Genomic DNA, 14,366 nt, shown 5'->3' with positions numbered 1-14,366 from the left:
AATCCCTCCCATTCTTATCAGATTTCGCAAGCGTTGAGGAATAACGGGAAAGCACAGTGCTATCCCGGCAACGATCTGTCCACTTCAGCCCGGCCATATTGAAAACGGATGAGACATTTGTTGTTAATCTGTTGTTACACAGTCGCTTTACTCACCGGACTTTCAGCGACATACCGCAATGTGCGTGCTGCTGTCACCATATTGGCGAGCGCCGCGCATGTCTCATCCCAGCCGCGGGTCTTCAGCCCGCAGTCCGGGTTTACCCACAAGCGATCTTCGGGAATGACCTCCCGCGCCTTCCGAAGCAGCCGCATCATTTCTTCCACGCGTGGCGTGCGGGGCGAATGGATATCGTAGACGCCGGGACCGATGTCGTTCGGATAAGCAAATTCGCCAAAGCCGTCGAGCAGCTCCATGTCGGAACGCGACGTCTCGATCGTGATCACATCAGCATCCATGGCGGCAATCCACGGCAGGATATCGTTGAACTCGGAATAGCACATATGCGTGTGTATCTGCGTCTCATCGGCCACACCGGAAGAACAGATCCTGAATGCGCGCACCGCCCAGTCGAGATAGTTCGACCATTGACGCTCCTTCAGAGGCAGGCCTTCGCGGAATGCCGGTTCGTCGATCTGGATCATGCCGATGCCTGCCCGCTCCAGGTCGCACACTTCATCGCGTAGCGCCAGCGCGATCTGCATGGCAGTGGCCGCACGAGGCTGGTCATCGCGCACGAACGACCATTGCAGCATCGTGACCGGTCCGGTCAGCATGCCCTTCATGGGCTTTTCCGTCAGGCTTTGCGCGAACTGGCTCCAGGCCACCGTCATCGGTTCTGCGCGGTACACATCGCCGTAGATAATCGGTGGTTTCACGCAGCGTGAGCCGTAGCTCTGCACCCACCCATTCAACGTGAACGCATAGCCCCACAACTGCTCGCCGAAATACTCGACCATGTCGTTCCGCTCAGGCTCGCCGTGCACCAGCACATCCAGCCCGATTTCCTCCTGCTTTTGCACCATCAGCCGAATCTCGTCACGCATCCTGTTCAGGTAATCAAGATGATTGAGCTCGCTACAGCGGAAGGCAGAACGCGCCTGGCGGATTTCGGCAGTCTGTGGAAAGGAGCCGATCGTCGTCGTCGGAAAACGGGGCAACATCCAGCGTGCCCGTTGCGCCACGATGCGTTCACTGAACGGCGATGTTCGCCGCGTGTCCTCTTCCGTCATAGCCAGCAAGCGTCTTTGCACCAGCGCATTGTGGATGCGCTTAGACTGTTTGCGCGCGGCGAGCGCTTCGCGTGATTGCCGGAGTGCCTCCTGCACGGATTGTTCTCCCTCGTTAAGCGCCCGCTTGAGCGTTGCAAGCTCGTCGAGCTTCTGCACCGAGAACGCCAGCCAGCTTTTCAGCTCCTCATCGAGCTTCGTTTCATATGAAAGATCGACGGGCACATGCAGTAGCGAGCAGCTTGGCGCTAGCCAGAGATTGTTGCCGAGCGCTTGTTGCAGCGGACGGAGCTCGTCCAATGCAGCATCAAGGTCTGCGCGCCAGACGTTACGGCCGTCGACAATGCCCGCCGAGAGCACGCGTCCTTGCGGCCAATCCGGAACAAAGGCGACGAGCTGCCCGGCTTCGCGCACGAGATCGAGGTGGATACCGGCCACGGGTAACCGGCGCAGCAAGTCGGCGTGCTCACGGACGTCATCGAAGTATGTCGCGAGCAGGAGACGCGGAGAATCTTCAACCAACGCGTCGTACGCCGGCGAGAACGCGTTGCGCCATGCTGTGTCGAGGTCCAGAGCAAGAATCGGCTCATCAATTTGTACCCATTCAACGCCCATGCAGCGCAGACGGCTCAATACATTGCGGTAGCCTTCCACGACACGCGGCAGGAGATCGAGCTTGTGCTTCAGGCCGGATTTGATCTTGCCAAGATACAGGAGCGTCAGCGGCCCGACCAACACAAGCTTGGGACGATGGCCACAGTCCTGAGCGTGCGCGACTTCATCGAACAACCAGTCGGCACCGCCATCGAAGCGCACATCAGGCGTCCATTCCGGCACGAGGTAGTGGTAATTGGTATCGAACCACTTGGTCATCTCCATCGCAAAATGCGTCGCATCACCGCGCGCCAGGGTGAAGTAGTCTGCCAAGCTGAGATTCCTTGCATCGAACTTGAATCGAGCAGGTATCGCCCCCAACAGAGCAAGCGTATTCAGCACATGGTCATACCAGGCAAAATCGCCGACCGTCACCCAATCCATGCCCGCCTCGGCCTGTGCAGCCCAGTGGCGCTCTCGCAGCCGTTTCCCGATCTCCTGCAATGACGCCCCGTCCAACTCGCCACGCCAGAACGATTCGAGCGCAAATTTCAGTTCGCGTTGTGCGCCGATGCGCGGAAAACCCAGGATATGTGTCAGTGCCATGGCTTCCTCCGATTCGTATTGTCGAAAGACGCCATGGTCGCGCGTGCGTTATTATTATTCAAACGATACTTTTTCATATCCATCTTGAATTTCACTCATAATGCAGTCCATTCTTGAATTGCGGCACCTGAAAACCATCGTCGCCCTGCGCGAGGCAGGCAACCTGCTCCGGGCGGCAACCTTGCTGAATGTCACACAATCCGCCTTGTCACATCAGCTCAAGCAACTGGAAGACCACCATGGCACTGCCCTGTTTGAGCGCAAGTCCGTACCGGTGCGCTTTACGCCAGCCGGCGAGCGTTTGCTGAAACTGGCGGATGCGGTGCTGCCGCAGATCGAGAGCGCCGAGCGCGACATCGTGCGCCTTGCGCAAGGGGTGGCGGGACAACTTCGGATTGCGGTGGAGTGCCATACCTGTTTCGACTGGCTGATGCCGGCGATGGATACCTTCCGCATCCGCTGGCCGGAAGTGGAACTCGATATCGTCTCGGGATTCCAGGCCGACCCAGTGGGCTTGCTGTACAGCCGGCGTGCCGATGTAGCGATTGTGTCGGATATCGATCCGGATGAGACAGTCGATTACCACCCTCTGTTTCGCTTCGAGATCGTGGCACTGGTGGCCAGGGACCACGCGCTTGCTAGCCGGGATTTTTTGGTCGCACAAGACTTTGCGACCGATACGCTGATCACGTATCCGGTGCCGGATGACATGCTTGATATCGTGCGGCAGGTACTCAAGCCGGCCGGCGTCGAGACGGAACGCCGTACGACCGAACTTACCGTGGCCATGCTGCAGCTCGTCGCCAGCAAACGCGGAATTGCGACCTTGCCGGTGTGGGCAGCGCAAAACTACCTCGACCGCAACTACGTGCTTGCCAAGCGGATTACCGAACAGGGGTTGACGGGAAGATTGTATGCAGCATGCTTGCCCGAATTGTCGGCCAAGCCGTTTCTTGCCGACTTCGTCGACACGACGCGGGAGAGCTGCTATCTGAACCTGCGCAGCATCGAATTGCTTTGATCCGACGCCGTGCAGTTGAGGAGATGGGTGAAATCAGCGCTTGCAGGTACTCATGCCAAACACCGTGTACAGCGGGCACCAGTTCATCAGCGCCGTCGCCAGCGGCACGATGCCAACCAGGCCGATCCACTTAAAGCTGCCTTCAAGGATGAAGAAGAGGCTGAGCAGGATGACGCCCATCACCAGCCGGATTGTTTTGTCAGATTTGCCAACATTCGCATTCATGGTGCACTCCGATAAGTTGAGAATGTTGGCAGGATAAAGAGCCATGCCCGGCTTGTCTGTAACTCAGGTCACAGAACCGGACAGACAATCGGAGGACAGGTTCAACGGGCGGTGGCGAGTGTCTTCAGGCCTGCCGGCTCGACAATCTGGATGCGTCCTCTGCCGAGCGTTACCATGCCCTGATGGGCGAATTCGTCCAGCAGGCGGCTGACCATCTCGCGCACCGTTCCGAGCTCGTCGGCCAGCTCCTGATGGGTAATAGCGATGTTTCCTGCGCCGCCGGCCGCTTCCGCGTGAGCGAGCAATGCCGACGCCAGCCGGACGTCCAGCCGCAATGTCGCAACTTCTTCCACAAGTTCCATCGCATTCACCAGCCGGTCGCCGAGCGTGCGGAACATCGCGGTGCGGAACGCCGCATGTTCGGACAGGCACTGTGCAAAGAGCGCCGGCGGCATCACGATCATGCGCGTAGGACCGTAGGTGACGCCGCTGGCAGGATAACGATTGTCGCCAAGCAGGCAGCCCAACGACAGGATGCACGGTTCACTGGGCGTGACGCGGTAGAGCTCGATGCGACGGCCGTTGGCCAGGTGCTTGAACACCCGCACCATGCCCGACAGGATGATAGGGAAGCCGGCGCACTTCGCGCTGCTCTCGAATACCTGCGTGCTGGACGGCAGGTCAATGACCGGCTGTGCGGCAAGCTGCGCGATCACGGACTGCGGCAGCGATTGCAGCAGCGGTTGGGTGGAGAGCGAAGTGCTGGCGGCTGTGTTCATCCCCTATCCTTGTCAGCCGAGTTGTTGGGTGGAGACGAGGACGCCATCGGCATCGGCATAGATCCAGTCACCCGGATTGACGGCAACGCCCGCAATGGTCACGCGGATATCGCGGTCGCCGACGCCCTTGCGGATGCTGCGCTGCGGATGCGTCGCGAGCGCGCACACACCGATGTCGCAAGCGTTGATCTCTTCCGAATCGCGAATGCAGCCGTTGACGATGATACCTGCCCAGCCGTTCTTCTCGGCCAGCACGCCAAGGTTGCCGCCGACCAGTGCACAACGCAGGCTGCCGCCGCCATCCACGACCAGCACGCGGCCATTGCCCGGCGTTTCCAGCGCGGAACGCACCAGCACGTTGTCCTCGAACACCTTCAGCGTGGCTGCCGGGCCGGAAAAAGCGGTCCGCTTGCCGAACTTCTGGAATACCGGTGGCAGAACGGAAAGTGTGCCGGCAGAAATCTTGTCTTCATTCGCGTCGCAGAGGTCGCAGGTCGCAAAGCTCATCAGGTTCTCCTTTTTTCTGGTTAAAACGGCCAGACAGGATTGTAAGCGACCCGGAATGCTAAAAAGCCACCTCGATCAAGAGGTGGCTTCCGAATAGCTTGACAGCAACGGTAGCAGCCTCAGGCGGCCTGCACATGCGCTGACTTCCGGGTGGTATTGGAGCCAACGCCCAGTGCCGTCAGGATTGCCATGCACTGGAAAACGCCAACGCCGACAAAAACCCAACCCGGATGGCCTGCGTCCATCACCGCCCCGAACAACAGCGGCGCCATCGACAAGCCGGTGTCGAGCCCGGAATAGACAACACCGTAGACGCGTCCAGTCGCATTCTTCGGTGCCGCAGCGCGAATCAGCAGATCGCGTGAAGGTCCCGCAATGCCAGCGCCAAAGCCGACCGCGCCCATCAGGACGATTGCCATCACTGGCGGCACGACACCGGAGGCAATCACCAGCGCAAACATGCCGGCAGCGGTAAAGGCGATGGCAATCGTCCGATCATGCCGCGTGGTTTTCGATGCGAGGAAGCCACCCCACACCATGCCCGCCGCCGAGGCCAGCATGTACGCCGTGTAACCGGTCGTGGCCGAGGCCAGCGACATGCCGTACAGCGAGCGCAAGCTGGGCGACGCAAAGCTCTGGATGCCGCCCAATGCCAGCGCCGTGATCAGGAAGAAGGCGAAGCACATCCAGACTGACGGCAGGCGCAGGAAACCGAGCAGGTTTCCGCCCTGCCCTTGCTCTGTCTTGCCATGGGATGTCGCAGCGTGCCGGTCTTCCGTTTGCAGGATATCCCTGTACGCAAACAGGAGCGCAAGCACGGCAAACGGCAGCAATGCCGCGCACAGCAGCGCCGTCCGCCAGTCGAACAGGCCTGCAAGCGAAGTCAGGAAGACCGGTGCCGAAGCCCATCCGAGATTGCCCGAGATGCCATGGACCGAGAACGCATGGCCCAACCGCGGGGTGGAAACGCGTTTGTTCAGCAAGGTGAAGTCAGCCGGGTGGAACACGCTGTTGCCAACCCCGGCCAGCATCGACCCGGCGAGCAGCATTGCATAGCTCTGTGCCTGCGACAGCACGAGCGCAGCAATGCCGAGGAAAGAGATTCCCGCAAACAGCACCGCGCGTGCGCCGACGCGGTCCACAACGAAGCCCGCCAGCGCCTGCCCGATGCCTGAGACGACAAAGAAGACCGTCATCAGCAGCCCGAGCTCGGCATAGGACAGGCTGAACGCTTCTTTCAGCCACGGGAAAAGCGGCGCGAGGATCAGGTGGAAGAAGTGCGAAATGCCATGAGCGATGCCCACCAGGGTAATGACCTGGGCATCCTGGCGAAGTGTAGGCGGCGTGGTAACAGACATTGCATGCTCTTTTCAATCGGATGGCTGCAGTGTATGCAAACCCGATTCGTCTGTTTTAAGATAAAAAGACATTCATTATCGAAATTCAGACATCCTTATCCTGTCTCCCTGCCCATGTCGAACACGCCTGTTACCCACACCCGCACCAACCTTCCCGACCGTGCGCCCTCGCCGGCACGCCCGGTACGCGTCGTGGCACGCGACCTGCGTGCGTCGGAATTGCTCGCCGCGCACTCGCATCCATGGGGCCAGCTCACGATCACGCTCGATGGCGTCGTTCGCGTCACCGTCGGCAACAGCAGCTGGATCGTGCCGCCGCAGCGCGCGATCTGGATTCCGCCGGATGTGCAGCATGAGGTGACGACGCTGGAAAAAGCTCAGCTGCGTGCACTCTATGTGGAGGCATCGCTGTCGCCCTTCCATGGCGACCAATGCGAAGTGCTGGAAGTCTCTCCATTGCTGCGCGAGCTGGTCGTCGCGCTGGTGCAGGCCCACGCCGGCACGCCGCGCGAATCGATGCTCGGCATGCTGATCCTGGACGAACTGCCGCACCTCGGCACCCTGCCGATCCGGGTGGCGCTGCCCGAGGACAAGCGCCTGAAAATGCTGTGCGAGGCACTGATCGCCGAACCCGCGTCACCGCTCACACTGGATGAATGGGCGCACCGGGTCGGCGCTTCCGCGCGCACGCTGGCACGGCTGTTTGAGCGAGAACTCGGCATGAACTTCGTGCAGTGGAGGCAGCAGGTGCGCCTTGCACATGCGGCGCCCATGCTCGCACGCGGCATGCCGCTGTCGCATGTCGCTACAGAACTCGGCTATACGAGCCAGTCTGCGTTCTCCGCCATGTTCAAGAAAACCTTCGGCAAGTCGCCGAGCGTGTTCTTCGCACGCACGGCGGAATAACACAGCTCTCTCTGCAAAAGGAAAAGGCCACACGAAGTCAAGCCTCTCGCTTAACCTGTTGAAAGCGGTTGATTGACCGGGCAAATAGCCCCGTAAGTTCAACGACTTACGGGGCTTTCTGTTTGTCGAACTCAATCACGCCAGAGGATGCTGAACCTAGCCCGGCTCCAATGGTGCTCAAAAGGGTCGACGCTGAACTCACAGCAGGCGCACGGCGTCTGTTGCGGATAAAGTTCAGCGAGCCCCGCTGATTTCCAAGGCACAGATTATCGTTTTGGCCGGTCGGAAGGTTCCTGCAGTTCGCTTATACCCCTGCATTCGCCGCAGCACCTTGGCGACCCCGACCAATGAAAAAAGGCCGCATCCTTGCGAATGCGGCCCTTCAATCAGCCTTTGGCTATCCCAAAACCTTCAACAGGTTAAGCGAGGGGCTTGACACGAAGTGGCCTTTTCCTGTCCTTGCGGGCTACACAGCGATAGCGTTATGCCGCCGACTTCTCGAACGCAAGCTCGCCGTTTTTCACCGTCACCGTAACCACATCCTTCGGGCCGAAGCGGCCTTCGAGGATCTGTTTCGACAGCGGGTTCTCGATCTGCTGCTGGATCGCACGCTTCAACGGCCGTGCGCCATACACCGGATCGAAACCGGCTTCCGCGATCTTTTGCAGCGCGGCATCCGTGACGTCGAGCTTGATCTCCATCTTGGCCAGGCGCCGCTCCAGCACGTTGAGCTGGATACGCGCAATCGAGCCGATGTTCTTCGCGTCGAGTGCATGGAACACCACGATTTCGTCGATACGGTTGATGAACTCCGGACGGAAGTGGCCTTTCACCTCCGCCATCACCGCCAGCTTCACCAGCGCCGGGTCGCTCTCTTCCATCGACTGGATCTTGTGCGAACCGAGGTTGGAGGTCATCACGATCACGGTGTTCTTGAAGTCCACCGTGCGTCCCTGGCCGTCCGTCATGCGGCCGTCGTCCAGCACCTGCAGCAGCACGTTGAACACGTCGTGGTGCGCCTTCTCGATCTCGTCGAGCAGGATCACGCTGTACGGCTTGCGGCGCACGGCTTCCGTCAGGTAGCCGCCCTCTTCATAGCCGACATATCCCGGCGGCGCGCCGATCAGGCGGGCCACGGAATGCTTCTCCATGAATTCGCTCATGTCGATGCGGATCAGCGCCTCTTCGGTGTCGAACAGGAAGGAAGCCAGCGCCTTGCACAACTCGGTCTTGCCGACGCCGGTCGGGCCAAGAAACATGAACGAGCCGTACGGACGGTTCGGATCCGACAGTCCGGCACGCGAGCGGCGGATCGCATCGGACACAGCGACGATCGCCTCATGCTGGCCGACCACGCGCTTGTGCAGCTCGTCTTCCATGTGCAGCAGCTTGTCGCGCTCGCCCTGCATCATCTTCGAAACAGGGATGCCGGTGGCGCGCGACACGACCTCGGCGATTTCCTCAGCGCCGACCTGCGTGCGCAGCAGCTTGGCCGCGGTCTGCTTGGACTCGCCAGTATCAGCCTGCTTGAGCTGCGCTTCCAGCTGCGGCAGCTTGCCGTACTGGAGCTCAGACATCTTCTGCCAGTCGCCCTTGCGCTTGGCTTCTTCCATCTGAAGCTTGACCTTCTCGATTTCTTCCTTGATCTGCGCGCTGCCCTGCACCGCCGATTTCTCTGCCTTCCAGACTTCCTCGAGGTCCGCGTACTCGCGTTCGAGCTTGTGGATTTCCTCTTCGATCAGACCAAGGCGCTTTTGCGATGCTTCGTCTTTTTCCTTCTTGACGGCTTCGCGTTCGATCTTCAGCTGGATCAGGCGGCGGTCGAGCTTGTCCATCACCTCCGGCTTGGAGTCGATCTCGATCTTGATCTTCGACGCAGCCTCATCGATCAGGTCGATGGCCTTGTCCGGCAGAAAGCGGTCGGTAATGTAGCGGTGCGACAGCTCGGCCGCGGCGACGATCGCCGGGTCGGTGATGTCAACGCCGTGGTGGACTTCGTATTTCTCCTGCAAGCCGCGCAGGATGGCGATGGTTGACTCCACGCTGGGCTCGTCGACCAGAATCTTCTGGAAGCGGCGCTCGAGCGCAGCGTCCTTCTCCACGTACTTGCGGTATTCATCCAGCGTGGTCGCGCCGACGCAATGCAGCTCGCCGCGTGCAAGAGCCGGCTTCAGCATGTTACCGGCATCGATTGCGCCTTCCGCCTTGCCGGCGCCGACCATGGTGTGCAGCTCATCGATGAAGACGATGGTCTGGCCTTCGTCCTGCGCAATTTCCTTCAGTACCGCTTTCAGGCGCTCTTCGAATTCGCCGCGGTACTTGGCGCCTGCAAGCAAGGCGGCCATGTCGAGCGACAGCACGCGCTTGCCTTTCAGGCTGTCCGGCACTTCGCCGTTGACGATACGCTGGGCGAGTCCTTCGACGATGGCGGTCTTGCCCACGCCCGGCTCACCGATCAGCACAGGGTTGTTCTTGGAACGGCGCTGCAGCACCTGGATCGCACGGCGGATCTCGTCGTCACGGCCGATCACCGGATCGAGCTTGCCGGCACGAGCGCGCTCGGTCAAGTCGAGCGTGTATTTCTTCAACGCTTCCCGCTGGCCTTCCGCCTCCTGCGAGTTCACGTTGCCGCCACCGCGCACGGCCGTAATTGCCGCTTCCAGCGCCTTGCGTGACAGTCCGTTTTCACGTGCGAGGCGACCGGCGTCGGATTTGTCGTCGGTCAGTGCCAGCAGGATCATTTCGCTGGCAATGAACTGGTCGCCGCGCTTTTGCGCTTCCTTGTCAGCAAGGTTGAGCAGCGCGACCGATTCCCGGCCGATCTGCACTTCACCGCCGGTGCCGGACACCTTGGGCAGGCGCTCCAGCGCATTCTTCAGGGCGGAGCCAAGCCCGCCCACGTTCACCCCTGCCCGTTGCAGCAGCGAACGCGTGCCGCCGTCCTCCTGGTTCAGCAGCGCTGTCAGGATGTGGACGGGTTCAATGTATTGGTTGTCGTTCCCGACGGCCAGGCTCTGCGCGTCGGAAAGGGCCTCTTGCAATTTGGTTGTCAGTTTGTCGAGACGCATGGTCTTCTCCGAAAGTTCACTGCAGACAAGGTAGGGACGACAGACATCATTTCAAGAATGGACATTTGATTTTGTCCATTTCACAACCCTGTTGCGAAGGATCCAGATCAACTTTCGGCAAATTTTTAGGCGGAAACGCCGGCTTCCGGGCGTCAGATGAGTGCCGTCCTAGGCTGCAAGCGCGCGGTAGGTGGCGAAGCCGGCGAAGCAGAACGCGATCGAGCCGATAAGGTGCAAGGCCGTGTGACCGAGTGCAAATGCAAATTCGCCCCGATGGAGCAGCACCATCGACTCGGCGGAAAAAGAGGAAAAAGTCGTCAGGCCACCAAGAAAGCCGGTGACCACAAACAGGCGCCATTCCGGCGACAGAGTCGGATGGGCAGCAAAAAAGCCCACCGCAAGGCCGATCAGGTAGCCGCCGCCGAGATTGGCGGCAAGCGTCCCCATGGGAAAGTGGTTGTGCAGGGTATTCAGCAAGGTGCCTAGCCCCCAGCGCAGCCATGCGCCGAGCATTGCGCCGATGCCGACTGCCAGCCAGCTCATGCAGGTTTGCCGGAGTTATCGGAGCGGATGCCCCACTTGGCGAGCGCCTCGTCGTCGGTGACGCGGGCATCTACCCAGCGTGCGCCGTCCGGCGTGCTTTCTTTTTTCCAGAACGGTGCCTGCGTCTTCAGGTAGTCCATGATGAACTCGCAGGCGTCAAACGCTTCGCCGCGGTGCGCCGAGGTCACCGCCACCAGTACGATCTGGTCCAGCGGCTTCAGCGGCCCGACGCGATGGATGACGAGCGCGTCGAAAATGTTCCAGCGGGATTTCGCTTCCGCGACGATGTCCTCCAGCGCCTTTTCCGTCATGCCGGGATAATGCTCCAGCTCCATTTCGGAGACGCCGGCACCGTCGTTAATGTCGCGCACCGTACCGACAAACGCGACGACAGCACCAACTTGCGGCTGGCCAGCGCGCAGTGCAGCCACCTCCTGGCCGAGATCGAAATCCTGGGTTTGAACGCGGATCGCCATACGACTTCCTAGCCGCCGGTGACCGGCGGGAAAAAGGCCACTTCGCCACCATCGGCGAGCGGTGTGTCAGCAGCAGCCATCACCTGGTTGTAAGCCATGCGCAGCGACCGCCCTTCTGCCAAGGTTTCCGCCCAGACGCCGCCGCGGTTGCGTAGGTGGCTCCGAAGATCGCCTACTGTCTTTACCTCGGCCGGCAGCGCTAAGGCTTCCTGGCTCGTGCCCAGCGCCTCGCGCACGCTCGCAAAAAAACGGAGTTGAATATTCATCGCTTTCCTGGCGGTTTACTAATAAAGCAGTTCACTGAAGGGAATGAAGCGCACAACGTCGCCCGGAACAATCGTCTGTCCCGGCGGGTTGTCGATGAGGCCGTCACCCCACACGGTAGAGGTCAGCACGGCAGAGCTCTGATTGGCAAACAGGTCGAGGCCTCCATTGGCGTTGATGCGGGCGCGCAGGAATTCATTGCGGCGGTCGCCCTTCGTCAATGCAAAGTCGGCGCGCATCGGGAATGCGCGCGGCGCAACCTCAACCACGCCTTGCAGGCGCAGCAGGAAAGGCCGCACGAACAGCAGGAAGGTGACGTAGCTCGATACCGGGTTGCCGGGCAAGCCGATGAAGAATGCCGAGCCATCGGTGCGGTTCACTTCACCGAAGGCGAGCGGCTTGCCGGGCTTGATGGCGATCTGCCACATGTTCAGGCGTCCTTCCGCCTCGACCGCGGGCCGGATGTGGTCTTCCTCGCCGACCGACACACCGCCGGAGGTGATGATCAGGTCATGTTCGGCCGCCGCTGTACGCAGGGTCTCGCGGGTTGCGGCGAGCGAGTCCGGCACGATGCCGTAATCGGTGATGTCGCAGCCGAGGTTTTCCAGCAGGCCGCGCAAGGTAAAGCGGTTGGAGTTGTAGATAGCGCCGGGCTTCAGCGGCTCGCCGGGCATGGCCAGCTCGTCGCCGGTGAAGAAGACGGCGACGCGCGGCTTGCGCACGACCGGCAGGCTGGCTAGGCCGACCGATGCGGCAAGGCCAAGCTCCTGTGCGCGCAGGCGGGTGCCAGCGGCAAGAATGGTGCTGCCGGCCTTGATGTCCTCGCCGGTGCGGCGTATCCATTCGCCCGATTGCGGAGCATGTTTAATCGTAACCGTGTCGTCCGCTGCCTCGCACTGTTCCTGCATAACGACGGCATCCGCTCCCGGCGGGATCATCGCGCCGGTAAAGATGCGGGCTGCGGTTCCCGGTTGCAGCGGTTCGCCGACATGGCCGGCCGGTATGCGCTGCGACACTTTCAGCTGCGCATTGCCGCTTGAGCAGTCGGCCGCGCGCACTGCATAGCCGTCCATCTGCGTGTTATCCATCGGCGGCACGTTCAGTTGCGATTGCTGTGCGACGGCCAGCACGCGGCCGTTGGCTTCCAGCGTCGCCACAGTCTCGACCTGCGCGATGGGACGCACCGCCTCGAGAAGGAAATTGAGCGCCTCGGAGGCGCTCAACATGGGTTTCTTTTCAGTCATGCTCGACATGGGAAGGTCTTACAGGCCGGTATGCTTCGCGATGAACGCCTTCATCTTTTCGACATCCGGCGGCATCACTTCAAAGCGCTGCGGCAGTGCCTCGATGTTCTCGAAACCTGCCGGGCGCTCCGCATCGCGGCCGAGCGCTTCACGAATGGTCTCGTTGAACTTGGCCGGCAATGCCGTCTCCAGCACGATCATCGTCACACCCGGCGTCATCTGCTCGCGCCCCACCTTCACGCCGTCGGCGGTATGGGTATCGATGGTTACGCCATACTTCGCATGCACATCGCGGATCGTCGCGACACGATCGGCATGCACCGACTTGCCAGAGACAAAGCCGTACTGGGCAACCTTCTTGAACTCGTCGCCATCGCTGCCCGGCTTGCCGGACAGGTCGAATCCGCCGTGCGTTTCCACTTTCTTGAACAGCGCACTCACGCGCTGCGCATCGCGACCGAGCAGGTCATAGATGAAGCGCTCGAAGTTGGACGCCTTGCTGATGTCCATGCTCGGGCTGGTGGTGTGATAGGTCTCGGCCGACTTGCGTACGCGATAGACGCCGGTGCGGAAGAATTCATCGAGCACATCGTTTTCGTTGGTCGCGGCAACCAGCTTGTCGATCGGCAGGCCCATCATGCGCGCGATATGTCCGGCGCAGATATTGCCGAAGTTACCCGACGGGACGGTAAACGAGACTTTCTGGTCATTGCCGGCCGTCGCAGCGAGGTAGCCGCGGAAGTAATACACGACTTGCGCAACGACGCGCGCCCAGTTGATCGAATTGACGGTGCCGATCTTCTGGCGGTTCTTGAATTCGAGGTCATTGGAGACCGCCTTGACCATGTCCTGGCAGTCATCGAATACGCCTTCGACGGCGATGTTGAAGATGTTCGGATCCTGCAGGCTGAACATTTGCGCAGTCTGAAATGCGCTCATCTTCTTGTGCGGCGACAGCATGAACACGCGGATGCCTTTCTTGCCGCGCATCGCGTATTCCGCTGCGCTGCCGGTATCGCCCGACGTCGCGCCGAAGATGTTCAGCTCCGCGTTCTGCTTGGCCAGCGTGTACTCGAACAGGTTGCCGAGCAATTGCATCGCCATGTCCTTGAATGCCAGCGTCGGGCCGTTCGACAATGCTTGCAATACCAGCTTGCTGCCGTTCTTGTCTTCCAGCACGCGCAACGGCGTGATCTGTGCCGGGTCTTCCCCCGCACGCGCATTGCGGTACACGTCGGCGGTATAAGTCTTGTGCACCAGCGCCTTCAGGTCCGCTTCCGGAATGTCGGTCGCAAACTTCTTCAGCACCTCGAATGCCAGATCGGCATAGGACAGCTTGCGCCACGCATCGAGTTCGGCGCCGCTCACTCGCGGATATTCGACAGGCAGGTAAAGGCCGCCATCAGGTGCAAGGCCGCCTAACAGGATCTGGGAAAAGGACTGCGCCGGGGCTTGGCCGCGGGTGGAGACGTATTGCATAAGCAGTGGAAAAAGGAGTAATCGGAAGGTAGGGTAGGAGGAGCCCCCTTACGAGAACCCTCCCCCC

Annotated in this window: 13 protein-coding genes; 2 read left to right on the top strand and 11 right to left on the bottom strand. The window is 60.6% G+C overall.

The window, feature by feature from the left end:
- Positions 1-134 precede the first annotated feature (134 nt).
- Positions 135-2,429, bottom strand: coding sequence for a 5-methyltetrahydropteroyltriglutamate--homocysteine S-methyltransferase (gene metE / locus ACYVIA_RS12300; protein ID WP_460841161.1), 2,295 nt, complete (start codon positions 2,427-2,429; stop codon positions 135-137).
- Positions 2,430-2,526: 97 nt separating this feature from the next.
- Between metE and ACYVIA_RS12295 the strand changes: the two genes are divergently transcribed.
- The gene (locus ACYVIA_RS12295) at positions 2,527-3,450 is read left to right on the top strand and encodes a LysR family transcriptional regulator (RefSeq protein ID WP_460841561.1); all 924 of its coding nucleotides are present in this window, start codon (positions 2,527-2,529) and stop codon (positions 3,448-3,450) included.
- Positions 3,451-3,483: 33 nt separating this feature from the next.
- On the opposite strand, the gene ACYVIA_RS12290 is transcribed toward ACYVIA_RS12295, so the two are convergent.
- The 4 genes from ACYVIA_RS12290 to ACYVIA_RS12275 form a co-directional block, all read right to left on the bottom strand.
- Positions 3,484-3,675: a YgaP family membrane protein gene (locus ACYVIA_RS12290; RefSeq protein ID WP_460841159.1), complete on the bottom strand. Its 192-nt coding sequence runs from the start codon at positions 3,673-3,675 to the stop codon at positions 3,484-3,486.
- A gap of 101 nt (positions 3,676-3,776) precedes the next feature.
- A complete protein-coding gene (locus ACYVIA_RS12285) occupies positions 3,777-4,454 on the bottom strand; it encodes a Crp/Fnr family transcriptional regulator (protein ID WP_460841157.1) in 678 nt (225 codons plus the stop codon).
- Between the two features lie 12 nt (positions 4,455-4,466).
- Positions 4,467-4,961 carry a ribonuclease E activity regulator RraA gene (gene rraA, locus ACYVIA_RS12280; RefSeq protein ID WP_460841155.1) on the bottom strand — a complete coding sequence of 165 codons (495 nt, stop codon included), beginning with the start codon at positions 4,959-4,961 and terminating at the stop codon, positions 4,467-4,469.
- 119 nt (positions 4,962-5,080) lie between these two features.
- A complete protein-coding gene (locus tag ACYVIA_RS12275; RefSeq protein ID WP_460841153.1) occupies positions 5,081-6,319 on the bottom strand; it encodes an MFS transporter in 1,239 nt (412 codons plus the stop codon).
- Positions 6,320-6,433: 114 nt separating this feature from the next.
- On the opposite strand from ACYVIA_RS12275, the gene ACYVIA_RS12270 reads away from it, so the two are divergent.
- On the top strand, positions 6,434-7,225 hold the full coding sequence (locus ACYVIA_RS12270) for an AraC family transcriptional regulator (protein ID WP_460841151.1): 792 nt from the start codon (positions 6,434-6,436) through the stop codon (positions 7,223-7,225).
- 482 nt (positions 7,226-7,707) lie between these two features.
- Here the strand turns inward: ACYVIA_RS12270 and clpB are convergent, their stop codons facing one another.
- The 6 genes from clpB to thrC form a co-directional block, all read right to left on the bottom strand.
- On the bottom strand, positions 7,708-10,293 hold the full coding sequence (clpB, locus tag ACYVIA_RS12265; RefSeq protein WP_460841149.1) for an ATP-dependent chaperone ClpB: 2,586 nt from the start codon (positions 10,291-10,293) through the stop codon (positions 7,708-7,710).
- A 168-nt stretch (positions 10,294-10,461) separates the two neighbouring features.
- Entirely contained in the window at positions 10,462-10,836 is a 375-nt protein-coding gene (crcB, locus tag ACYVIA_RS12260; protein WP_460841148.1) for a fluoride efflux transporter CrcB, read from the bottom strand.
- Positions 10,833-11,312: a molybdopterin synthase catalytic subunit MoaE gene (gene moaE, locus ACYVIA_RS12255; RefSeq protein WP_460841146.1), complete on the bottom strand. Its 480-nt coding sequence runs from the start codon at positions 11,310-11,312 to the stop codon at positions 10,833-10,835. Before moaE ends, crcB begins: the two co-directional genes overlap by 4 nt.
- 8 nt (positions 11,313-11,320) lie before the next feature.
- Entirely contained in the window at positions 11,321-11,578 is a 258-nt protein-coding gene (gene moaD, locus ACYVIA_RS12250) for a molybdopterin converting factor subunit 1 (RefSeq protein ID WP_460841145.1), read from the bottom strand.
- An 18-nt stretch (positions 11,579-11,596) separates the two neighbouring features.
- A complete protein-coding gene (locus tag ACYVIA_RS12245; RefSeq protein ID WP_460841560.1) occupies positions 11,597-12,820 on the bottom strand; it encodes a molybdopterin molybdotransferase MoeA in 1,224 nt (407 codons plus the stop codon).
- A gap of 18 nt (positions 12,821-12,838) precedes the next feature.
- Positions 12,839-14,299, bottom strand: coding sequence for a threonine synthase (gene thrC / locus ACYVIA_RS12240; protein WP_460841143.1), 1,461 nt, complete (start codon positions 14,297-14,299; stop codon positions 12,839-12,841).
- Positions 14,300-14,366 lie beyond the last annotated feature (67 nt).

Source organism: Noviherbaspirillum agri, from assembly GCF_054780595.1.
This window is presented reverse-complemented; position numbering and strand designations above follow the sequence as displayed.

Bases quoted from the DNA above. Each gene is read 5' to 3' on its own strand.
- ACYVIA_RS12270 (WP_460841151.1), top strand. From the start codon at position 6,434: ATGTCGAACACGCCTGTTACCCACACCCGCACCAACCTTCCCGACCGT.
- moaD (WP_460841145.1), bottom strand. From the start codon at position 11,578: ATGAATATTCAACTCCGTTTTTTTGCGAGCGTGCGCGAGGCGCTGGGC.
- ACYVIA_RS12290 (WP_460841159.1), bottom strand. From the start codon at position 3,675: ATGAATGCGAATGTTGGCAAATCTGACAAAACAATCCGGCTGGTGATG.
- ACYVIA_RS12245 (WP_460841560.1), bottom strand. From the start codon at position 12,820: ATGACTGAAAAGAAACCCATGTTGAGCGCCTCCGAGGCGCTCAATTTC.
- metE (WP_460841161.1), bottom strand. From the start codon at position 2,429: ATGGCACTGACACATATCCTGGGTTTTCCGCGCATCGGCGCACAACGC.
- moaE (WP_460841146.1), bottom strand. From the start codon at position 11,312: ATGGCGATCCGCGTTCAAACCCAGGATTTCGATCTCGGCCAGGAGGTG.
- ACYVIA_RS12275 (WP_460841153.1), bottom strand. From the start codon at position 6,319: ATGTCTGTTACCACGCCGCCTACACTTCGCCAGGATGCCCAGGTCATT.
- ACYVIA_RS12285 (WP_460841157.1), bottom strand. From the start codon at position 4,454: ATGAACACAGCCGCCAGCACTTCGCTCTCCACCCAACCGCTGCTGCAA.
- crcB (WP_460841148.1), bottom strand. From the start codon at position 10,836: ATGAGCTGGCTGGCAGTCGGCATCGGCGCAATGCTCGGCGCATGGCTG.
- rraA (WP_460841155.1), bottom strand. From the start codon at position 4,961: ATGAGCTTTGCGACCTGCGACCTCTGCGACGCGAATGAAGACAAGATT.
- clpB (WP_460841149.1), bottom strand. From the start codon at position 10,293: ATGCGTCTCGACAAACTGACAACCAAATTGCAAGAGGCCCTTTCCGAC.
- thrC (WP_460841143.1), bottom strand. From the start codon at position 14,299: ATGCAATACGTCTCCACCCGCGGCCAAGCCCCGGCGCAGTCCTTTTCC.